At 70.7% G+C, this 20305-nt stretch carries 19 protein-coding genes; 15 read left to right on the top strand and 4 right to left on the bottom strand.

The window, feature by feature from the left end; translation table 11 throughout:
* Window positions 1-61: 61 nt before the first annotated feature.
* The 3 genes from ABFX54_RS18335 to ABFX54_RS18325 are packed head-to-tail and all read left to right on the top strand — an operon-like array spanning window position 62 to window position 2969.
* A complete protein-coding gene (locus ABFX54_RS18335; RefSeq protein ID WP_346106295.1) occupies window positions 62-1468 on the top strand; it encodes an Nramp family divalent metal transporter in 1407 nt (468 codons plus the stop codon).
* Complete coding sequence (locus ABFX54_RS18330; protein WP_346106293.1) at window positions 1468-1971, top strand: hypothetical protein; 504 nt, start codon at window positions 1468-1470, stop codon at window positions 1969-1971. Before ABFX54_RS18335 ends, ABFX54_RS18330 begins: the two co-directional genes overlap by 1 nt.
* 8 nt (window positions 1972-1979) lie before the next feature.
* Window positions 1980-2969: a TerC family protein gene (locus ABFX54_RS18325; protein WP_346106447.1), complete on the top strand. Its 990-nt coding sequence runs from the start codon at window positions 1980-1982 to the stop codon at window positions 2967-2969.
* An 84-nt stretch (window positions 2970-3053) separates the two neighbouring features.
* Here the strand turns inward: ABFX54_RS18325 and ABFX54_RS18320 are convergent, their stop codons facing one another.
* The 3 genes from ABFX54_RS18320 to ABFX54_RS18310 all read right to left on the bottom strand — a co-directional run bounded on the left by ABFX54_RS18320 (window position 3054) and on the right by ABFX54_RS18310 (window position 5307).
* Complete coding sequence (locus ABFX54_RS18320) at window positions 3054-3233, bottom strand: hypothetical protein (RefSeq protein WP_346106292.1); 180 nt, start codon at window positions 3231-3233, stop codon at window positions 3054-3056.
* Between the two features lie 239 nt (window positions 3234-3472).
* Window positions 3473-4210, bottom strand: a complete 738-nt coding sequence (locus ABFX54_RS18315; RefSeq protein ID WP_346106290.1) for a GntR family transcriptional regulator — start codon at window positions 4208-4210, stop codon at window positions 3473-3475.
* 146 nt (window positions 4211-4356) lie between these two features.
* On the bottom strand, window positions 4357-5307 hold the full coding sequence (locus tag ABFX54_RS18310; protein WP_346106288.1) for an MFS transporter: 951 nt from the start codon (window positions 5305-5307) through the stop codon (window positions 4357-4359).
* 469 nt (window positions 5308-5776) lie between these two features.
* Here ABFX54_RS18310 and sucC point away from each other — a divergent pair, with 469 nt between their 5' ends.
* The 6 genes from sucC to ABFX54_RS18280 are packed head-to-tail and all read left to right on the top strand — an operon-like array spanning window position 5777 to window position 12703.
* Window positions 5777-6910, top strand: coding sequence for an ADP-forming succinate--CoA ligase subunit beta (gene sucC, locus ABFX54_RS18305; protein WP_346106286.1), 1134 nt, complete (start codon window positions 5777-5779; stop codon window positions 6908-6910).
* The gene (gene sucD / locus ABFX54_RS18300) at window positions 6911-7810 is read left to right on the top strand and encodes a succinate--CoA ligase subunit alpha (protein ID WP_346106285.1); all 900 of its coding nucleotides are present in this window, start codon (window positions 6911-6913) and stop codon (window positions 7808-7810) included.
* A complete protein-coding gene (locus ABFX54_RS18295) occupies window positions 7807-8580 on the top strand; it encodes a hydroxypyruvate isomerase family protein (RefSeq protein WP_346106283.1) in 774 nt (257 codons plus the stop codon). Before sucD ends, ABFX54_RS18295 begins: the two co-directional genes overlap by 4 nt.
* Window positions 8577-9437 (top strand): NAD(P)-dependent oxidoreductase, encoded by an 861-nt coding sequence (locus ABFX54_RS18290; protein WP_346106281.1) that lies wholly within the window; start codon window positions 8577-8579, stop codon window positions 9435-9437. The genes ABFX54_RS18295 and ABFX54_RS18290 overlap by 4 nt, the downstream gene beginning before the upstream one ends.
* On the top strand, window positions 9434-11155 hold the full coding sequence (gene gcl / locus ABFX54_RS18285) for a glyoxylate carboligase (RefSeq protein ID WP_346106279.1): 1722 nt from the start codon (window positions 9434-9436) through the stop codon (window positions 11153-11155). Before ABFX54_RS18290 ends, gcl begins: the two co-directional genes overlap by 4 nt.
* A gap of 6 nt (window positions 11156-11161) precedes the next feature.
* Window positions 11162-12703, top strand: a complete 1542-nt coding sequence (locus tag ABFX54_RS18280) for an aldehyde dehydrogenase family protein (protein WP_346106278.1) — start codon at window positions 11162-11164, stop codon at window positions 12701-12703.
* Window positions 12704-12746: 43 nt separating this feature from the next.
* Here ABFX54_RS18280 and ABFX54_RS18275 read toward each other — a convergent pair whose 3' ends face one another.
* On the bottom strand, window positions 12747-13103 hold the full coding sequence (locus ABFX54_RS18275) for a DUF6703 family protein (RefSeq protein ID WP_346106276.1): 357 nt from the start codon (window positions 13101-13103) through the stop codon (window positions 12747-12749).
* Window positions 13104-13161: 58 nt separating this feature from the next.
* Here ABFX54_RS18275 and ABFX54_RS18270 point away from each other — a divergent pair, with 58 nt between their 5' ends.
* The 6 genes from ABFX54_RS18270 to ABFX54_RS18245 form a co-directional block, all read left to right on the top strand.
* Window positions 13162-13449 carry an antibiotic biosynthesis monooxygenase family protein gene (locus ABFX54_RS18270; RefSeq protein ID WP_346106274.1) on the top strand — a complete coding sequence of 96 codons (288 nt, stop codon included), beginning with the start codon at window positions 13162-13164 and terminating at the stop codon, window positions 13447-13449.
* Window positions 13450-13541: 92 nt separating this feature from the next.
* Window positions 13542-14927, top strand: coding sequence for a glycine--tRNA ligase (locus ABFX54_RS18265; RefSeq protein ID WP_346106273.1), 1386 nt, complete (start codon window positions 13542-13544; stop codon window positions 14925-14927).
* A 224-nt stretch (window positions 14928-15151) separates the two neighbouring features.
* Complete coding sequence (locus ABFX54_RS18260; RefSeq protein ID WP_346106271.1) at window positions 15152-18262, top strand: M14 family metallopeptidase; 3111 nt, start codon at window positions 15152-15154, stop codon at window positions 18260-18262.
* Window positions 18263-18442: 180 nt separating this feature from the next.
* Window positions 18443-18601: a hypothetical protein gene (locus tag ABFX54_RS18255; RefSeq protein ID WP_346106269.1), complete on the top strand. Its 159-nt coding sequence runs from the start codon at window positions 18443-18445 to the stop codon at window positions 18599-18601.
* Window positions 18598-19578 (top strand): AAA family ATPase, encoded by a 981-nt coding sequence (locus ABFX54_RS18250; RefSeq protein WP_346106267.1) that lies wholly within the window; start codon window positions 18598-18600, stop codon window positions 19576-19578. Before ABFX54_RS18255 ends, ABFX54_RS18250 begins: the two co-directional genes overlap by 4 nt.
* On the top strand, window positions 19575-20305 hold a 731-nt coding region (locus ABFX54_RS18245; RefSeq protein ID WP_346106266.1), incomplete at its 3' end, for a DUF58 domain-containing protein. The genes ABFX54_RS18250 and ABFX54_RS18245, both read left to right, overlap by 4 nt.

Below are 20305 nucleotides of genomic sequence, written 5' to 3'. Positions count from 1 at the left end.
GGCGACGGCCACGCCGCCGGTCGAGGATGAACGAGTATGGAAAGCGGGCCGGCTTGAGCCGATGCCCATCAGGAAGCTCCCCGACGCGCCTCCCTCGGTGCACATTCTCGGGCCGACGGTGTTCCTCGTCGCCCTGGGCGTGGGCATGGGCGAGTCGTACATGTGGCCCCGTCTGGTCCTGCTGTTCGGACCGGAGATCCGGTGGCTGTTCCTGATCGGCGTCACCTTGCAGGCCGTGGTGATGCTGGAGATGGCCCGTTACGCCATGGCCACGGGGGAGAGCATCTTCTCCGGCGCGGCCAGGGTGTTCAAGCCGCTGATGTGGTTCTTCTTCATCGTGGCGATCGCCGTCTACATCTGGCCGGGCCACCTGTCGGCGGGAGCGGCGGCGTTCGAGGAGATCACCGGAATACCCTGGGTGGTGACCGCGGTCGCCGGGCTGATCCTCGTCGGCGTGGTCTTCACCCTGGCGAAGGTGATCTACAACCTGCTCGAGAACGTGCTGTCGCTGCTCATCGGCGCTCTCGTGCTGGGCACGGCCGTGGTCGCGGCCATGGTCGGCTCGTGGAGCGACGTGGTCACCACGATCAGCGGCATGTTCTCCTTCGGCTACCTGCCGCCGGAGGCCATGTCGGCCGCGTGGTTCCCCGTCATCGTCGGGGCGTGCGCCTTCGCCGGCCCGTCGGGCATGCAGCAGATGTGGTACACGCTGCACCTGCGCGACTCCGGCGCCGGCATGGGCGTGCACCTGCCGAAGGTGCGCGGGCTGCGGCACGCGGGCGAGGAAGAGGAGATGCCCTCCCGCGGGTTCATGTTCGACACCGAGGACCCGGCCGAGATGGCGAAGTGGAAGGGGTGGCGGCGCTGGGTCACGTTCGACGCGCTGCTGCTGTTCTGGGGCGTCACCATGCTGGTCACGATCTCCTTCACGGTGATCGCCCAGTCGGCGGTGCGCCAGAACCCGGCCGTGCGCACGGCCATTCAGGGCGACGACCGGGAGGTGGCGCTGTCCGCGATGGCCGACGCCGTCTCGTCGGCGGGCAGCTCGGTTCTCGGGGCCGTCTTCCTCGGGTTCATCGCGCTGATCGGCCTGAACGCCACGCTCGGCCTGTTCGACTCCTTCTCCCGTGGCCAGGCCGACATGTCCTTCCACTTCGTCCCCGGGGCGAAGAAGCTGGGCATGTCGAAGCTGTACGGGATCTTCCTCTGGGGCGTCATCATCTTCGGCATCCTGATCCTGCTGTTCGGGCCGGCTGACGGGCCGAGCGGGATCCTGGACACGCTGGCGTTCCTGTCGACGTTCGCCATGGGCGCGTACTGCGTGACCCTGCTCCTGGTGAACAACCGCATGCTGCCGAAACCGATCAGGCCCAAGTGGTGGACCAACCTGATCATCGGCTTCGGCGCGGTGTTCTATCTCGGGATGCTGTTCTACAGCCTCTTCGCCTACGGCGTGGTCGTGGGCTGATGGGTGGACGGCACAGCCTCGAACTCGCCCTGCCAGGGGCGTCGATCGGAGCCGTAGCCGGTGCCATCGCCGGTGGGCTGACCCTGCTCGCGGGGCAGCCCACCGGGATGGCCGCGCTGGCTGCACTGGCGCTCGCCATGCCGCTCGGCCTCTTCGGCGGCCTGTACGGCATGCTGCTCGGTCACGGCGTCTTCCGGCCCGGCACCTTCGGGCCGGTGGGCCTGTACTGGATGGCCGCCTTCCCGGTGTCTCGGCTGGCTCAGGAGGTCCTGGCCCCGACGGGCGGCCTGGCCGAAGGGGTGCCGGCGTTCCTGGCCTACCAGGCGATGATCGCCCTCGGCTTCGCGATCGGCTTCCTCTGGATGCACGAGCGGCTCATGCCGCACTGGCTGGTACGCCGGGCCGGCGACAACCCGCTCGCCAAGGACCTGCTCGGCACGTACCTGCGCTTCGCCCGGGTGGTCGACAAGCGCAGAAACGCGCGGAAGGGGGCGCGTAGATGACGCCGGCGATGGAACTGCCGCTGTGGATCTGGCTGGCCACGATCGGCGGCTTCTGTGTCGTGCTCGCGTTCGACTTCTGGCTCGTGGCCCGCAACCCGCACGAACCCAGCTTCAAGGAGTGCGTGGGCTGGGTCTCCTTCTACGTGGGGCTGGCCGTGGCCTTCGGCGCCGGCCTGCTCCTGCTGTCCGGCCCGGCGCACGGAGGGGAGTTCTTCGCCGGGTGGATCACCGAGTACTCGCTCAGCGTGGACAACCTCTTCGTCTTTCTGCTGATCATGAGCAGGTTCCAGGTGCCCCGGCAGTACCGGCAGAAGGTGCTGCTCATCGGCATCATCCTGGCCCTCTTGATGCGCGGCGGCTTCATCGCGGCCGGCGCTGAGGCCGTCACCAGGTTCGACTGGCTCTTCTACGTGTTCGGCGCCTTCCTCGTCTACACCGCGTGGAAGCTGATCGGGCACGAGGACGAGGAGGCGGAGTTCTCCGAGAACCTCGCGCTGCGCACCGTGCGCAGGGTGCTCCCGACGACGGACACCTATCACGGCGCCCGCCTCACCGTGCACCACGGGCGCAGGATGGTCACCCCGATGCTCATCGTGATGGTCGCGATCGGCACCACCGACCTGCTGTTCGCGCTGGACTCGATCCCGGCCATCTTCGGGCTGACCAAGGAGCCGTACCTGGTCTTCACCGCCAACGCCTTCGCCCTCATGGGGCTGCGGCAGCTGTTCTTCCTGATCGGAGGACTGCTCGACCGGCTCGTCTACCTCAGCAAGGGGCTGTCGGTGGTGCTGGCCTTCATCGGCGTGAAGCTGATCATGGAGGCGCTGCACCACGACGGTGTGTCGTGGGCGCCGGAGATCCCGATCCTGGTGTCTCTGGGGGTCATCATCGGCACTCTCGCCGTGACCACGGTGCTGAGCCTGATCAAGTCGTCGCGCGACGCCAAGGCCGCGGCCAAGAAGGAGGCCGAGGAGGTGGAGCCGGCGCAGGTGGATTGACGTGGGCCGCGCGGGGGCGGTGGCTGCTCATGGGTGGCCGCCCCCCTGTCGCGGCTCATCGGCATGCGTGCCCGACATGGCCGCTCAGCGGCGCGTGTTGTCGCGCACGTCGTGCCGCTCGGCGCTCCACCGGCGCAGGTAGTGCTCCGCGTCCTGCGCGGAGTAGTGCTTCCTGAGCGCCGCACTGAGGCCGGCGCCGATGGTCCCGCCGTCCGCGGACTGGCCCAGGGGATCACCCAAGAGAAAGCGGATGAACGCCTTCATGTCGTGCACCTCCATTCGGTAACAGCTCCACCCTCTACCCGAGGTGTTTCGGAGCATGTGGACTTACGTGAACGCCGTGTCAAAACCCGGAAACCGCTGGTCGACCCCCGGACGGCGTGGTTCCGGGCGGCAGGTTTCCCGGCAGCTCGAACCCCGGGTGGGACCGGTCCAAGCCGGGTCGGCTCGGACGGGACCACCCGAGAGCTCCCACCGGTCCTGGTGGGACCGGCACAGAGGGGTCAGCCCAGGCGGCGCGGGCGGCGCCTGCGTACGGGCTTGGGCGCCGGCTCCGCCGGCTCGCCCTCCCGCTGCTCCATGTAGGAGGCCCGGGTGTGCTCGGTGTGATCGCGCATGATCTTGGCGGCCGTGCGCTCGTCACCGGCCTCGATGGCGTCGATCAGCGCGGTGTGCTCGTCCCAGGACGCCATGCCGCGCTGGCGGGCCACCGGCGTGTGGTACCACCGCACCCGCCTGGCCACCTGGGCGGCCAGCTCGGCCAGGACCTTGTTGCCCGACAGGTCCGTGACCAGGGCGTGCAGCTCGGAGTTGGTCGCCACCGCGTCGTCGACGTCGTCGGACTGCACGGCGGCGATGCCGCGCGCGCACAGCGCGCGCAGCCGCCTGACGCCCTCCTCGCCCGCGTGCTGCGCGGCGAGCCTGGCGGACTCGGTCTCCAGCAGCGTGCGCACGGCGAGCAACTGGTCGGCCTCCTCCACCGTCGGGACGTGCACGAACGCGCCCTGCCCCGGGTGGAGATCGACCCATCCCTCGCCGCTGAGCTGCTGCAACGCCTCGCGGACCGGCTGCCTGGAGACGCCGAGCAGCTCGGCCAGCTCACTCTCGACGAGATGCTGGCCTGGCTTGAGCTGGCCGGAGACGATGAGCTCTTGGATAGCCTCGATGACGCTCTCGCGGAGCGTCGTCGGGCGGGGAATCTTGGCGGCCGCCGTCTGACCGGCCTGATCCGACAGCAACATGGGACACGTCTCCAGGACAAGTTAAGGTTTTTGGTCGACTGCCTACAGCATACCGTGGAGGGGTTCTCCATGGTCGTGAGACTCATCACAGGGGGATATAACGGGGGGATTTTAGGGGGAATTCACCGAAGACCTCAGAGGGGGCCTCAGAAGGGGATGGTGGCGGGCAGGCCGGGGATGCGCAGCCGGGGCGTGGCCAGGGCCGGCAGGGCCGCGAGCGCGGCGGCGGCCAGCAGGGCGGCGCCGGGAGCGGCCAGCGCGACCAGGGCCAGCACGGCGGCCACCACTCCGGCCACGGCCTTGGCGCTGTAGACCACAGCGTGGATCTCCGTGGCCCGCTCGGTGCCGAAGAGTTCGCGTACGAGACTGGCCAGCAGGGGATAGAACGCGCCACCGCCGAGCCCCGCGGCGACGGCCCCGAGCCACAGCAGCGGGTTGCCCGCCGACGTCGTCCCTTGCACTGACGCGTTCTGGACGGCCACGGCCAGCAGGATCTGGCCGAGCGCGAGCGCGGCGAAGACGCCGGCCAGCACGCGGCGGCGGCCGAACCGCTCCGACGCCCGCACCGCCACCGAGCGCCCCGCGCCGTTCAGCGCCACGAGCAGGACCAGCGCGCCCCACGCGCCCGTGCCGGCCACGACGATCACGTCGAACACCGACACCGCCCCCGCGCACGTCAGCAGCAGGGCCAGGGCCGGCAGCGTACGGGTGCGCACCGCCTGGGCCAGCCCGAACTGCTTGACCGCCTCGGGGCTGGTGCGCAGCCGGGCGGCGTCGAGGGCGTGACTGCGCGGATCGACGTCGCCGGGCCACCAGCGGGCCGGCGGAAGCCGCAGGTGCCAGGCGGCCAGGCCGACGACGGCCGCGGCGAGCACGGCGCAGACCAGGAAGGCGGCGGACGTGGCGCCGGGGGCGATCCCGGTCCAGAGCAGCAGCGGCACGGCTCCGTAGCCGAAGGCGCCGGTGATCAGGCCGACCCGGGCGGCCGGGCGCTCGGGATACCAGGAGGAGACGACCTCGCCGCAGACCCCGTAGACCAGCCCGCCGCCGCTGGAACGCCTGGTGGACGGCCGGCCTCGTCGCGGTCGCGACCGCACACCCCAGAGACCACCCCCCCGCCGAGCCCGCCGAGCAGCGCGTACCCGATGAGTGCGGCGGGCCCGGGGGTGGTGAGGGCGGCGATGGCCAGGCCGAGGCCGCTCCCGCCCGCGCCGGCGGCCAGGCACGCCCGGACGCTCAGGCGCCCGCGCCGCACGAGGTGGAGCGCGGGCAGGGCGCCGGCGGCCTGGCAGGCGATCCACACCGCCAGCAGGGTCAGCCCGCCGGCGTCACGGGCGAGCAGGGCCGCGTAGCCGTACTGCAGGGGCGCGATGGCCGCCATGGCGGCCAGGGCCAGCCCGAACATGCGGGCACGGTCGGCCGGGACGGGTCCGGGGTAGTACGAACGCCCCCGCCAATCCTTAATTGCATTCTCCATACTGTATGGAATATCCCGCCGACCGACCCCTGTCGAGGCCCTAGACGAAGGATACTCCATACGGTATACCGTCTACAAAGGAGGCTCGAATGGACCTGTACGAGTACCAGGCGAAGGAGCTCTTCGGGCGTCACGGGATCCCCGTACCAGCCGGCGCGATCGCGACCACTCCGGCGCAGGCCGGCGAGATCGCGGCGGAGCTGGACGCGCCCGTGGTCATCAAAGCCCAGGTGAAGACCGGCGGGCGGGGCAAGGCGGGCGGGATCAGACCGGCGGCGGGCCCGGCCGCGGCCGCCACGGAAGCCGATCGCGTCATCGGAATGGACATCAAGGGGCACATCGCGCGCCGCGTGCTGGTGGAGGCCGCGACGGTCCCGTTCGAGGAGTACTACGCCGCCTTCCTGGTGGACCGGGCGGAGGGCACGTTCCTGGCCATGGTGTCGGCCCAGGGCGGCATGGAGATCGAGGAACTGGCCGCCACCGACCCCGACGCCATCGTGAGACTGCCGATCGACCCGGCGACGGGCGTGGACGCCGAGACCGCCAGGCTGCTGGCGGCCAAGGCCGGGCTGCCCGAGCAGACGGCCGAGGTGCTGGAGAAGCTGTGGCGGGTGCTGGTCGAGGAGGACGCGCTGCTCGTCGAGGTCAACCCGCTGATCTGCACCACCGACCAGCGGATCGTGGCGCTCGACGGCAAGGTCACCGTGGACGACAACGCCGGCTTCCGGCACGCGTGGGAGGGCTACGAGGAGAGCACGGACAGCCTTGAGGACCGAGCCAGGGCCAAGGGGCTCAACTACGTCAAGCTGGACGGCACCGTCGGCGTCATCGGCAACGGAGCCGGGCTGGTCATGAGCACGCTCGACGTGGTCGCGGGCGCGGGCGCCGACCCCGCCAACTTCCTCGACATCGGCGGTGGCGCCTCGGCCAAGGTCATGGCCGACGGGCTGGAGATCATCCTGGCCGACCCCGACGTGCGCTCGGTGCTGGTCAACGTCTTCGGCGGCATCACGGCGTGCGACGCGGTGGCGAACGGCATCGTCACCGCGCTCGAACTCCTCGGCGAGCGCGGCCACGGCAGGCCCATCGTCGTACGGCTGGACGGCAACAACGCCGAGGTGGGCCGGCGCATCCTCAGTGACGCCCGGCACCCGGCGGTGCGCCAGGTCTCCACCATGGACGGCGCCGCCGAGACGGCGGCTCGACTCGCGGCAGGTGCGTAAATGGCGATTTTTCTGACCAAGGACAGCCGGGTGCTCGTCCAGGGCATGACCGGCGCGGAGGGTACCCGGCACACCGCCCGCATGCTCGCCGCCGGCACCGACATCGTGGCCGGCGTGACGCCGGGCAAGGGCGGCACCTCGGTGGACTTCGGCGAGCGGACGGTGCCGGTGTTCGGCTCGGTCGCGGCGGCGGTCGCGGAGACCGGGGCCGACGTGTCGGTGATCTTCGTGCCGCCCCGGTTCACCGCCGCGGCCGTGCAGGAGGCGGTCGAGGCCGAGGTGCCGCTCTGCGTGGTGATCACCGAGGGCGTGCCCGTGCACGACGCCGTGCGCTTCCGCGCCCTGGCGAACGGCGGCCGCACCCGGATCATCGGGCCCAACTGCCCCGGCCTGATCAGCCCCGGCCAGTCGTCGGCCGGCATCATCCCCGCCGACATCACCTCGGCCGGGCGGATCGGGCTGGTCTCGAAGTCGGGGACGCTGACGTACCAGCTCATGTACGAGCTGCGCGACCTCGGCTTCTCCACCGCCGTCGGCATCGGCGGCGACCCCGTCATCGGGACCACGCACATCGACTGCCTTCAGGCGTTCCAGGACGATCCCGGCACCGACGCCATCGTGATGATCGGCGAGATCGGCGGCGACGCCGAGGAGCGGGCCGCCGCCTACATCGCCGCGAACGTGACCAAGCCCGTGGTCGCCTACGTGGCCGGGTTCACCGCCCCCGAGGGCAAGACGATGGGGCACGCGGGCGCGATCGTGTCCGGCTCGTCCGGCACCGCCCAGGCCAAGAAGGAGGCGCTGGAGGCGGTCGGGGTCCGCGTCGGGCGCACCCCTTCGGAGACGGCCCGCCTGATGCGCTCCGAGCTGAACCGCGTGCCGCGCGGGACCGGGACGTGAGCGCGGTGCGTTTCGACGTCAACCTCTCCATCCTGCTGACCGGCCTGCCGCTGCTGGAACGTCCGGCGGCGGCGGCCAAGGCCGGGTTCGACGCGGTCGAACTGTGGTGGCCGTTCGACTCACCCGATCCGGGCGCCGCCGAGCTGGGCGCACTCAGGAGCGCGATCGAGGAGGCCGGCGTGCGGCTGACCGGGCTCAACTTCGACGCCGGGGACATGGCGGCGGGCGAGCGCGGCCTGCTGGCCAGGCCCGGCGGCTCGGCCCGCTTCCAGGCCAACATCGACGTCGCGGTCCGGCTCGCGGGGGAGCTGGGCTGCACGGTGCTCAACGCCCTGTACGGCAACGACCCCGGCACCGACAGGGACCTGGCCGTGGCGAACCTGCGCCGAGCGGCCGACGCGGCGGCGGGCATCGGCGCGACCGTGGTGGTCGAGGCCCTCAACTCCTACGAGAACCCGGACTATCCGATCACCTCGTCGCAGGCGGCCTTCGAGCTGATCGACCAGGTGGACCGGCCCAACGTGGCCTTCCTGGCCGACCTCTACCACCTGCACCGGATGGGCGAGGACGTGCTCGCGCTCATCGACGGGCACAGCGCGCGCTTCGGGCACGTGCAGATCGCCGACGACCCCGGCAGGGGACGGCCGGGGACCGGGGACATGCCGTACCCGGAGATCCTCGCCCGGCTGGAGGCGGCGGGCTACCGCGGCCACGTCGGCCTGGAGTACCGGCACGAGGGGCCGGACGCGTTCGACTGGAGGCAGGAATGAACATCGGGTTCGTCGGCTTGGGGATCATGGGCAGCCCGATGGCGGCCAACCTCCTCAAAGCCGGATATGTCGTTACCGGTTATGACGTGAGCGCCGCCCGCGTCGAACAGCTCGCGGAGCTGGGCGGCAAGCCCGCCACCGGCGTCGTGGACGCGGTCGCGGGCGCCGACGTGGTGATCACCATGCTCCCCGACTCCCCCCAGGTCGAGGAAGTGGCCCCGCTCGTCGTCGAGTACGGCAAGCCCAACCTGCTCTACGTCGACATGAGCACCATCAGGCCCGAGACCTCCCGCCAGGTCGCCCTGCGGGCCGAGGCGGCCGGCGTACGGGCGCTGGACGCCCCCGTGAGCGGCGGCGAGCGCGGCGCGATCGACGGCACCCTGTCGATCATGGTCGGCGGCGAGGCTGAGGACTTCGAGGCCGCCGCGCCCGTCCTGGGCCGGCTCGGCACCACCGTCGTGCACGTCGGCCCCGCCGGCTCGGGCCAGACCGTCAAGGCGGCCAACCAGCTCGTCGTGGGCGGCATCTACGGCCTGGTGGCGGAGGCGATCGTGCTGCTCGAAGCCTCGGGGGTGGACGCGGGGCCCGGCCTGGACGTGCTCGCCGGCGGCCTGGCCGGCTCCCGCATCCTCGACCTCAAGCGGCACACCATGCTCAAGCGGGAGTTCGCCCCAGGATTCCGCATCGACCTGCACCACAAGGACATGGGCATCGCCGTCGCCGCCGCCCGCGAGGCCGGGGTCAGCCTGCCGCTCACCGGCCAGGTCGCCCAGCTCGTGGCCGCGGCCAGGGCCCAGGGCCACGGCTCGCTCGACCACTCCGCCCTGCTCAAGGTGATCGAAAGGCTGAACGGATGAAGAAGGTGCCCTGCATGGAGGCAGTGGTGTCGGTGCTGGAGTCGGAGGGCGTGGACACCGTCTTCGGCATCCCCGGCGCGGCCATCCTGCCGCTCTACGCCGCGCTCCAGAACAGCTCGATCCGGCACATCACCGTACGGCACGAGGAGGGCGGCACCCACGCGGCCGACGGGTGGGCCAGGGTCACGGGGAACGTCGGCGTCTGCATCGGCACCTCGGGCCCCGCGGGCACGAACATGATCACCGGTCTCTACACCGCGCTCGCCGACTCCATCCCCATGATCTGCGTCACCGGGCAGGCCATGACCTCCAAGCTGCACCAGGAGGCGTTCCAGGCGGTCGACATCGTGGAGATCGCCCGGCCGGTGACCAAGTGGGCGGTGCAGCTCAAGGAGCCGGCGCAGGCGCCGTGGGTGTTCAGGGAGGCGTTCAGGCGGGCCCGCTCCGGCCGGCCGGGACCCGTGCTCATCGACCTGCCGATCGACGTCCAGCGCGGCCTGTGCCTGTACGACCCCGACGTGGACGCGCCGCTGCCCGTCGAGGTGCCGCAGCCGCTGCCCAGGGCGGTGAGCGCGGCCATGGACCTGCTGGAGGAGGCCAGGCGGCCGATCATCCTGGCCGGCGGCGGCGTGATCGGCGCCGAGGCGTGCGACGAGCTGCGCGCGCTGGCCGAGCACCTTCAGATCCCCGTGCAGGTGACGCTCATGGGCAAGGGCGCCTTCCCCGAGGACCACCCGCTCTTCGCCGGCATGGCCGGTATCCAGACGCAGACGCGGTGGGGCAACGCCGCGTTCCTGGAGAGCGACCTGGTCCTCGCCGTGGGGGCCAGGTTCGGCGACCGGCACACCGGCGACCTCGACGTCTACCGGCGCGGGCGCAAGTTCGTGCACGTGGACATCGACCCGTTGCAGATCGGCCGGGTCTTCCAGCCCGATCTCGGCGTCGTCGGCCACGCCAGGCCCGTGCTGGCCGCGCTGCGCGACGAGGCCCGCCGCAGGAGCGAGCCGCGCGACGCGGGCAAGTGGGTGCGCAAGGTCGGAGAGCTGCGCGGCACGCTGGGGCGCAGGGACGACTTCGACGACGTGCCGATCAAGCCGCCCAGGGTGTTCAAGGAGATCAACGACTACTTCCCGAGGGACACCACGTTCGTCACCGCGATCGGGCTCTACCAGATCTGGTCGGGCCAGTTCCAGACGACGTACCTGCCGCGCCGCTACCTGGTCTGCGGGCAGGCCGGGCCGCTGGGCTGGGAGGTGCCGGCCGCCATGGGGGTCAAGCTGGCCCATCCGGAACGGCAGGTCGTGGCGGTGGTCGGCGACTACTCCTTCCAGTTCCTGATGGAGGAGGTGGCGGTGGCGGCGCAGTACCGGATCCCGTTCGTCATCGTCATGATCAACAACGAGTACCTGGGGCTCATCAGGCAGGCGGAGATTCCGTACGACATGAACTACGCCGTGGACCTGCACTACGGCGAGGGCGGCATCGACCACGTCAAGGCCATGGAGGCGTTCGGCTGCCCGGCGCGCCGGGTCGAGCTGCCCGGCGACATCCGCGACGCGCTGGCCTGGGCGAGCGCGGAGGCGGCGCGCGAGCGGCTGCCGGTGCTGGTCGAGGTGATGGTCGAACGCGAGGCGAACGCCGCCATGGGCCCGTCCCTGGAGGCGATCAAGGAGTTCGAGCCGCTGCCCGAGCTCATCACCGCCGACTGGTCCGACTGAGGAGGGATGCACATGCGGCTCAAGCCGGGCACATCCTGGCGGGACGCCTACGAGCAGTGCTGCTCGGCGGCCCCCGAGGCCTTCCACGACGACCGGGTGCTGAACCACTGGGGCGGAATCTGGCACCGCGACGGACGCCCGGTGCCGGCGTTCTCGCCCCTGGACGGCACCGCCATCGCCGGCCTGCCCCGGCTGGACCGGGCGGGCGCGGGCCGCGCGGTGGCGGGCGCCGTCGAGGAGCACAACCGCTGGCGCTACCTGCCGCTCGCCGAGCGCAAGGCGATGGTGTCGGCGGCGGTGGAGTCCATGGCGGCGCACCGCGACCTGCTGGCCCTGCTGCTGGTCTGGGAGATCGGCAAGCCGTGGAAGACGGCCCGCGCCGACGTGGACCGCTGCCTGGACGGCGTGCGCTGGTACGTCGGCGAGATCGACCGCATGGTCGAGGGCCGGGTGCCGCTGCCAGGACCGGTCAGCAACATCGCGAGCTGGAACTACCCGATGAGCGTGCTCATGCACGCCATGCTGATCCAGGCGCTGGCCGGCAACGCGGTGATCGCCAAGACGCCCACCGACGGCGGGCTGTGCTGCCTCACCCTGGCCTGCGCCCTGGCCGTCCGTGAGGGGCTGCCGTTCACGCTGGTGAGCGGGGGAGGGGCGGAGCTGTCGCCGGCGCTGGTGGCCGGGCGCTCGCTCGGGTGCGTCTCGTTCGTGGGCGGCAGGGACGCCGGGGCCAAGGTGGCCACCTCACTGGCCGACCTCGGCCGCCGGCACGTGCTGGAGCAGGAGGGGCTCAACTGCTGGGGCGTGTGGGAGTACGGCGACTGGGACCTGCTCACGAGGCAGATCAGGGCGTCCTTCGACTACGCCAAGCAGCGCTGCACCGCCTACCCGCGCTTCGTCGTGCAGCGCTCGCTCTTCCCCGAGTTCCTGGCCGCCTACCTCCAGGCCGTGGGCTCGCTGCGCTTCGGGCATCCGCTGGCGGTGGCCGATCCGGACGACCCGCTGCCTGAGCTGGACTTCGGGCCGCTGGTCAACGCCTCGAAGGCCAAGGAACTGGCCGACCAGGTGGACGAGGCGGTGGCCAGGGGCGGCGTGCCGATCCATCGGGCGTCCCTGGAGTCCGGACACTTCCTCCCCGGACAGGATATTTCCGCTTACTTTGCGCCGACGGCGCTGCTCAACCCGCCGCCCTCCTCACCCCTCCACCACGCCGAGCCGTTCGGCCCGGTCGACACGATCGTGCTGGTGGACACGGAGGCGGAGCTGCTGGCCGCGATGAACGCCAGCAACGGCGCGCTGGTGGCCACCCTGTCCTGCGAGCGGGAGGAGACCTTCGCCCGGCTCGCGCCCGAGATCCGCGCGTTCAAGGTCGGCCACAACAGGCCGCGCTCGCGCGGGGACAGGGAGGAGCTCTTCGGCGGGCTCGGCGCGTCGTGGCGCGGCGCGTTCGTCGGCGGCGACCTGCTCGTCCGCGCCGCCACGAGCGGCGGGGACGGCGAGGCCGAGCGCCTGCCGGGCAACTTCCCCCACTACACCCTGCTCCCGTGACACGGAATTATTGACGGGCAGGCTCAGAGACGGGCTGACGGGCTCAGAAGGCCCCGAAGCGGGTCGCCACGAGCAGGACGAGAAACGTCAGCATGGCGACCCGCAACAGCTTGCCGCCCACCCCCAGGGACGGCCACGACAGGTAGGCCAGCCACCCGATGAACGCGAGCACCGGCAGCACGGCCACGCCACCTAGCGGATTGGCCACGGCGAACCCGACCAGCAGCAGGATCACCAGGAGGACCGGCGCCACCCACCGGGGCACCTGGGTGAACAGGAACGTCATCGGCACGGCGCTGCGCCGCTCCACCGCCGCGCGCAGGCCGGTCGCGCCGGGCGTGAAGAACTGCTCGCCCTGCGGGATGGGACGCTTGCCGCCGCGCTTGTTCTGAGGGGCCACATCCAGAGCCTACGGGAGATGGGGCGCCATGGGGGATGAGCGCCTTTAGGCTGGTCGGGTGCTCGCCGTGATCCGATACACCGTCCCAGAGTCCCAGTCGCAGGACTTCGTCAAGCAGGGCCACACGATTCTCGACACGTTCGCCACCCAGCCGGGCTACCAGCGGGGCAGGCTGGCCCGCTCGGTGGACGAGCCCAATCTATGGGCGCTGGTGTCGGAATGGGAGGGCGCGGGGTTCTACCGCAGAGCGCTTTCCGCGTCCAGGATGGTGATGTATCCGCTGATGATCCTCATGGTCCATGAACCCAGCGCGTACGAGGACGTCTACCTCCGCGACGGGGCATAGCCCCAGTCGCGCGCGAGAGCGGCGCCCGTCCCCTAAGCTGGGATCTCACCGATTTCACTCGCCGACCTCCAGCCGGAAAGAGAACCAACCAAATGGCACGACGCACCGACGTCATGGACACCATCGTCAGCCTCGCCAAACGCCGCGGGCTCGTCTACCCGTCGAGCGAGATCTACGGCGGACTGCGCGCGTCGTGGGACTACGGTCCTCTGGGCGTCGAGCTGAAGAACAACGTCAAGCGGCAGTGGTGGCTGTCGATGGTCCAGTCGCGCGACGACGTGGTGGGCCTCGACTCCTGCGTCATCCTGGCCCCCGAGGTGTGGCGGGCCAGCGGCCACGTCGACACCTTCACCGACCCGCTGACGGAGTGCCTGTCCTGCCACAAGCGCTTCCGCGCCGATCACCTCATCGAGGCCTACGAGGAGAAGAACGGCAAGGAGCCCGAGGGCGGCCTGGCCGGCATCACCTGCCCCAACTGCGGCAACAAGGGCACCTTCACCGAGCCCCGGCAGTTCAGCGGCCTGCTCAAGACCTACCTCGGCCCGGTCGAGGACGAGTCGGGCCTGGCCTACCTGCGGCCCGAGACCGCGCAGGGCATCTTCATCAACTACCTCAACGTGCAGCAGTCGGCGCGCAGGAAGATCCCGTTCGGCATCGGCCAGATCGGCAAGTCGTTCCGCAACGAGATCACGCCGGGCAACTTCATCTTCCGCACCCGCGAGTTCGAGCAGATGGAGATGGAGTTCTTCGTCAAGCCGGGCAGCGACGAGGAGTGGCACCAGTACTGGATCGACGAGCGCTTCCGCTGGTACTCCGACCTGGGCATCAACAAGGACAACCTGCGCCTTTACGAGCACCCCAAGGAGAAGCTCTCCCACTACTCCAAGCGCACGGTCGACGTCGAATACCGCTTCAACTTCACCGGCTCGGAGTGGGGCGAGCTTGAGGGCATCGCCAACCGCACCGACTTCGACCTGACCGCCCACTCCAAGGCGTCGGGCACCGACCTCAGCTTCTTCGAGCAGGACACGGGCGAGCGTTACGTCCCCTACGTCATCGAGCCGGCGGCCGGTGTCGACCGCGCCACGCTGACGTTCCTGCTCGACGCCTACAGCGAGGACGAGGCGCCCAACGCCAAGGGCGTGCTGGAGAAGCGCACGGTCATGCGGCTCGACCACCGGCTCGCGCCGGTCAAGGCCGCGGTGCTGCCGCTGTCGCGCAACGCCGACCTCTCGCCGAAGGCCCGCGACCTGGCCACCCAGCTGCGCCGCCGGTGGAACGTGGAGTTCGACGACGCGGGCGCGATCGGCCGCCGCTACCGCCGCCAGGACGAGATCGGCACGCCGTTCTGCATCACGGTCGACTTCGACACCCTTGAGGACCACGCGGTGACCATCCGCGAGCGTGACTCGATGGCCCAGGAGCGCATCTCCATCGACGGGGTGGACGCCTACCTTCGCCAGCACCTCAACGACTGATCCACGCTTGACCTGACGGGCCGCTCGCCGACTTCTCGGTGGGCGGCCCGTCGGCGTGTGCGCCGCGTTCCGGTCGCGCCGTCCGTCCGGGCGAGAGTGTGCTGCGGGCCAAGTCGTCAAATGTTTGACCGGATGTGGCCGTCATGATTGACAAGTCCCCCGGCAAACGCGGACATTGCGGGCATCCTTTGCGGCAATTCGGGGGCTGACTCTTCGGAGGCGCGATGAAGCGCGCACTGATCATGTTCGCCGGCATGCTTCTGTTACTCGGCTCGTTCACCATCCCGCCCGCCTCGGCGGTGCCGAAACCACCCCAGAGCGGGCCCGACGGCGTCTTCGTCTACAGCGGTGAGCTCACCGCCGGCCAACTGGCCAAGCTGGTCGCCGCGGGCGTGGACCGCGAGGAGATGCGGATCGTCAAACGGGCGGACGGCAAGGTCACCGTCGAGGTGATCCTGGCCTCCGCGCTGGCCGACTCCCTCGCCGGCCAGGGCGTCACCCTCCGCGCCCAGAACACCGCCGCCCGCCGGTCACTCCAGGCGGACGGGGTCTTCAAGCGGTACGCGGGCGCCGGAGGCATCCGCGAGGAGATCGTCGCGGCGGCCAACGCCAAGCCGGGCATCGCCAAGGTCGTCGACCTCGGCAACAGCCTCAACGGCACGCCGATCACCGCGATCAAGGTGACCAGGAACGCCAGGACCCTGGGCGACGGCAAGCGCCCGGCCATGCTGTACGCGGCCGCGCAGCACGCCCGCGAGTGGATCACGCCCGAGATGGTGCGGCGCCTGCTGCACCACTTCCTCAACGGCTACGGCGCCGACGCCGAGCTGACCAAGCTGATCGACACCACCGAGCTGTGGTTCCTGCCGGTCGCCAACCCCGACGGCTACGACTACACCTTCACCCCCGACAACCGTCTGTGGCGCAAGAACCTGCGCGACAACGACGGCGACGGGCAGCTCACCAGCAACGACGGCGTGGACCTCAACCGCAACTTCTCCTACAAGTGGCGCTACGACGACGAGGGCTCCTCCAGCCTCGTCTCCAGCCAGACCTACCGCGGTGCCGCCGCCCAGTCGGAGCCCGAGACCGTGGCGCTGGACAACCTGGCCAAGCGGGTGCGGTTCACGTACCTGCTGAACTACCACTCGGCCGCCATGCTGCTGCTGTACGGGGTCGGCTGGCAGCAGGCCACCCCGTCGCCCGACGACCTGATCTTCGAGGCCCTGCTGGGCGATGACGCCAACCCCGCGGTCCAGGGCTACGACCCCGACATCGGCGCCGAGCTCTACACCACCAACGGCGAGCTCGACGGGCACATGACGAACGTGCGGAAGATCATGTCCATCACGCCCGAGATGTCCACCTGCGAGGACGCCGTCGAGCGTGACCCGAACGACGAGTGGACGCTGGCGGACTGCGCGGGCGGCCTCGGCTTCACCTTCCCCGACAGCGAGGCGCTCATCCAGGACGAGTTCCTGCGCAACGTGCCGCTGGCGCTGGCCGCGGCCAAGTCCGTGCACACTCCCGACAGGCCGGTCTCCGTGGTCGGGCGCACCGTGCCCGACTTCCAGCCCGACTCCTTCTCCGTCTCGTACGGCGACCCGCAGCCGGTGGCGGTCACCGCCCGCCGGTCCCTGCGCGACAAGGTGCTGCGCTACCGCATCAACGGCGGCCCCGCGCGGGTCAAGCCGCTGAGCGAGTGGAAGGGCGGCGAGCGCTACGGTGGCGAGAACGACCTGTACTTCGCCGAGTACCGCGCCACCGTGACCGGCGCGCGACCGGGTGACCGGGTCGAGGTCTGGTTCCAGGGCGTCAAGCCCGGCGCCGGCGTCGTCTCCAGCGAGCACTTCACCTACCGGCTGGCCAAGAAGCCGTCGGCCAAGGTGCTGGTGCTGGCCAACGAGGACTACACCGGCTTCAACCCGGACTATCCGGACAGCGTGACGGCGCCCAAGTACGCCACCCGGTACAAGCAGGCCCTCCAGGCCGCCGGGTACTCCTCGGAGACGTGGGACGTGGACGCCCAGGGCGTGCCGCACCACCTCGGCGTGTTGTCGCACTTCAAGGGCGTGGTGTGGGAGCTGGGCGACAACCGGCTGTCCATGGACCAGCAGGACGTGGTCACTGTGACCCCGCTCGGCGACCTGCCGGACGCCGACGTCAAGCGCTCGCAGCAGGACCTGACCATCGCCGTCCGCGACTACCTGAACGAGGGGGGCAAGCTCCTCTACACCGGCGAGACCGCCGCGTACTACGGCATTCTCGACACCATCGTCGGCGGCATCTACTACGGCATCGACGGCGACCCTGACGGCGACTGCGTGGTCACCACCATCCAGGGGCTGTTCGACGAGTGCCTGCTGCTGGCCGACGACTTCACCCAGTACTACATGGGCCTGGCCGGACGGCTGCCGCGGGCCAACCCGAGCGGCTTCACCGGCACCGGCCCGCTGGCCGGGACCAGCGGCACGTTCGGCGGCCCGGCCACGGTGGACAACCCGGTGGACGAGGCGGGCGTGCTGTTCCCCATGGGCGCGGACTTCCCGAGGTTCACCGGCACCCCGGCCGCCGACTACGCGCTCGGCGCCCCGGGACCGTTCGACCCCGTCGAAGGCGCCTGGTACATGGCCGGGCCGCACGCCGACGACTCGTACATGCGGCTGACCAGGACGATCGACCTGGGCTCCGTGACGGCGGCGCAGCAGCCGCGGCTGGCCTTCCAGCTCTCCTTCGACACCGAGCCCGGCTACGACAACGTCATCGTCGAGGCCCACACGGTCGGCCAGGAGAACTGGACCACGCTGCCCGACCTCAACGGCGGCACCGACACCGGCGTCCCGTCCGAGTGCGAGGCCGATTTCTACCTGGACGAGCACCCGTGGCTGGAGCACTACCTGACCCGCGGCAACCCCTGTCAGCCCGCGGGGAGCAGCGGGTCCTGGAACCGGTTCACCGGCGACTCGGGCGGCTGGCAGCAGGTGGCGTTCGACCTGTCCGCCTACGCCGGGCAGCAGGTCGAGGTGTCGATCAGCTACGTGACCGACCCCGCCACCGGCGGCGTCGGCGCGTTCGTGGACGACACCCGGCTGACCACGACCGGCGGCACCACCCAGGCCGAGGGCTTCGAGACCGGGCTCGGCGCCTGGGCGACCCCCGGTCCTCCGGCGGGCAGCCCGACCGGCGGCGGCGACTTCGTCCGCGCCTCCGCCGACCGGACGGCGGCCGTGACCACCAAGGACACGGTGCTGCTCGGCTTCGGGCTGGAGCAGCTCGGCAGCGACGCGGCGCGTAGTGCGTCACTGCGGAAGATCCTGCGGTACCTGATCGGCTGAGCGGCCGCGTTGCTGAACGGCTGATCGGCTGAGCACCACACGGAACGGCCACCTCCGCTCAGGGGGTGGCCGTTTCCTGCGGTGAGAGACCGAAAGATCGTGTAAAGGCGGCGGTTACGCGGGTTTTCGCGGTCTCTTGATGACATTCGTCGTAAGCCGATACGAGGGACGAGGAATCCAATGCGTACATCACGTTTCGCTCTGGTGGTTCTCGCGGCCGTCGCGTTGCTCATGACGTCGTTCACGACGGGGAGCGCCGCGTTCGCCGATCCGGAGCCGACCGCTCTGGAGCTGCGGGTCGTCATGGACGACTGCCACTACGGAAGCCTGCGGCCATGACGGACCAGGCGCTGCTCGAACGGGCCCTGTTCGAGGTCAAGCGGGTGATCGTGGGCCAGGACCACATGGTCGAGCGGCTGCTCGTCGCGGTGCTGGCCAAGGGGCACTGCCTGCTCGAAGGGGTTCCCGGGATCGCGAAGACCCTGGCCGCCGAGACCATGGCCACCGTGGTCGGGGGGACGTTCGCCCGCATCCAGTTCACGCCGGACCTGGTGCCGTCCGACATCATCGGCACCCGGATCTACCGGCCCTCCACCGAGTCGTTCGACGTCGAGCTCGGCCCGGTCATGGTCAACCTGGTGCTCGCCGACGAGATCAACCGGGCGCCGGCGAAGGTGCAGTCCGCGCTGCTGGAGATCATGGCCGAGCACCAGGTCAGCATCGGCGGCGTCACGCACCGGGTGCCCGATCCGTTCCTGGTGCTGGCCACCCAGAACCCGATCGAGTCGGAGGGCGTCTACCACCTGCCCGAGGCACAGCGGGACCGCTTCCTCATGAAGATCGACGTGGACCATCCCAGCGAGTCGGAGGAGCTGGCGATCGTCTACCGCATGAGCGTGGACCCGCCCGTGCCCCAGAACATCCTCGGCCCGGCGCAGGTCGTCGCGTTGCAGCGCCGGGCCGAGGAGGTCTTCGTGCATCACGCGGTCGCCGAGTACGCCGTCCGCCTCGTCTACGCCACCCGCGACCCCGGCCGCTACGGCGTCCAGGACGTGGACCGGCTGCTGGCCTTCGGCGCCAGCCCCAGGGCCACGCTCGGCCTCCTCGCGGCCGGGCGGGCGCTGGCGCTCATGCGCGGGCGCGAGTACGTGCTGCCCGAGGACGTACGCGACCTCGCCCACGACGTCATGGCACACCGGCTCGTGCTCTCCTTCGACGCCCTGGCCGACGGGGTCATGCCCCGGCAGATCGTGGACCGCGTGCTCGCGGCCGTGCCGATGCCGGTCATCGCCCCGCAGCAGGAGGCCGTGGCATGAGGCCGTACCTGATGGCCGAGCCCGCGCTGCGCCGGCTCGAACTGACGATCACCAGGAGACTCGATGGACTTCTCCAGGGCGAACATCTCGGCCTGGTGCCAGGTCCGGGCAGCGAGCCGGCCGAGTCGCGGCCCTACCAGCCGGGCGACGACGTGCGGCGGATGGACTGGAACGTCACCGCCCGCACGAACGAACCGCACGTCAGGGACCTGGTCGCCGACCGGGAGCTGGAGATCTGGGCCCTGCTCGACGCCACCGCCAGCATGGACTTCGGCACCGTGGCGATGGAGAAGCGGGAGCTGGCCCTGTCGGCCCTGGCCGCGATCGGCTTCCTCACCCAGCGGACCGGCAACAGGATCGGCGTCCACCTGCTGCACGGCGGCGGCGTAAAGGCGCTGCCCGCCAGGACGGGCCGGCCGCACCTGATGGCGCTGCTCCAGGCGGCCTTCGCGCTGCCGCGCACCCAGCCCGGGGTGAGCGAGCCGCTGATCGGCGTGGCGGCCGACCAGCTCGGCCGGACGGCGCGCCGGCGCGGCCTGGTCGTCGTCGTCTCGGACTTCCTCGACCCGCCGCCGACCTGGGAGCAGCCGCTGCGCGCGCTCGCCGCCCGGCACCAGCTGCTGGCCGTGGAGGTGGTCGATCCGCGCGAGCTGAGCCTGCCCGACGTGGGGATCCTGACGCTCGTCGACCCGGAGACGGGACGGCGGCGCGAGGTCGCCACCGGCAG

It is taken from the genome of Nonomuraea maheshkhaliensis (genome assembly GCF_039529435.1).
In the GTDB taxonomy this organism is placed as follows: domain Bacteria; phylum Actinomycetota; class Actinomycetes; order Streptosporangiales; family Streptosporangiaceae; genus Nonomuraea; species Nonomuraea maheshkhaliensis.
The sequence above is the reverse complement of the archived record's forward strand: the minus strand, read 5'-3'. Positions and strand labels throughout refer to the sequence as shown.

Bases quoted from the DNA above. Each gene is read 5' to 3' on its own strand.
- gcl (WP_346106279.1), top strand. From the start codon at position 9,434: ATGAAGAAGGTGCCCTGCATGGAGGCAGTGGTGTCGGTGCTGGAGTCG.
- ABFX54_RS18255 (WP_346106269.1), top strand. From the start codon at position 18,443: ATGCGTACATCACGTTTCGCTCTGGTGGTTCTCGCGGCCGTCGCGTTG.
- ABFX54_RS18330 (WP_346106293.1), top strand. From the start codon at position 1,468: ATGGGTGGACGGCACAGCCTCGAACTCGCCCTGCCAGGGGCGTCGATC.
- ABFX54_RS18265 (WP_346106273.1), top strand. From the start codon at position 13,542: ATGGCACGACGCACCGACGTCATGGACACCATCGTCAGCCTCGCCAAA.
- ABFX54_RS18335 (WP_346106295.1), top strand. From the start codon at position 62: ATGCCCATCAGGAAGCTCCCCGACGCGCCTCCCTCGGTGCACATTCTC.
- ABFX54_RS18325 (WP_346106447.1), top strand. From the start codon at position 1,980: ATGGAACTGCCGCTGTGGATCTGGCTGGCCACGATCGGCGGCTTCTGT.
- ABFX54_RS18315 (WP_346106290.1), bottom strand. From the start codon at position 4,210: ATGTTGCTGTCGGATCAGGCCGGTCAGACGGCGGCCGCCAAGATTCCC.
- ABFX54_RS18290 (WP_346106281.1), top strand. From the start codon at position 8,577: ATGAACATCGGGTTCGTCGGCTTGGGGATCATGGGCAGCCCGATGGCG.
- ABFX54_RS18320 (WP_346106292.1), bottom strand. From the start codon at position 3,233: ATGAAGGCGTTCATCCGCTTTCTCTTGGGTGATCCCCTGGGCCAGTCC.
- ABFX54_RS18250 (WP_346106267.1), top strand. From the start codon at position 18,598: ATGACGGACCAGGCGCTGCTCGAACGGGCCCTGTTCGAGGTCAAGCGG.
- ABFX54_RS18280 (WP_346106278.1), top strand. From the start codon at position 11,162: ATGCACATGCGGCTCAAGCCGGGCACATCCTGGCGGGACGCCTACGAG.
- ABFX54_RS18260 (WP_346106271.1), top strand. From the start codon at position 15,152: ATGAAGCGCGCACTGATCATGTTCGCCGGCATGCTTCTGTTACTCGGC.
- sucD (WP_346106285.1), top strand. From the start codon at position 6,911: ATGGCGATTTTTCTGACCAAGGACAGCCGGGTGCTCGTCCAGGGCATG.
- sucC (WP_346106286.1), top strand. From the start codon at position 5,777: ATGGACCTGTACGAGTACCAGGCGAAGGAGCTCTTCGGGCGTCACGGG.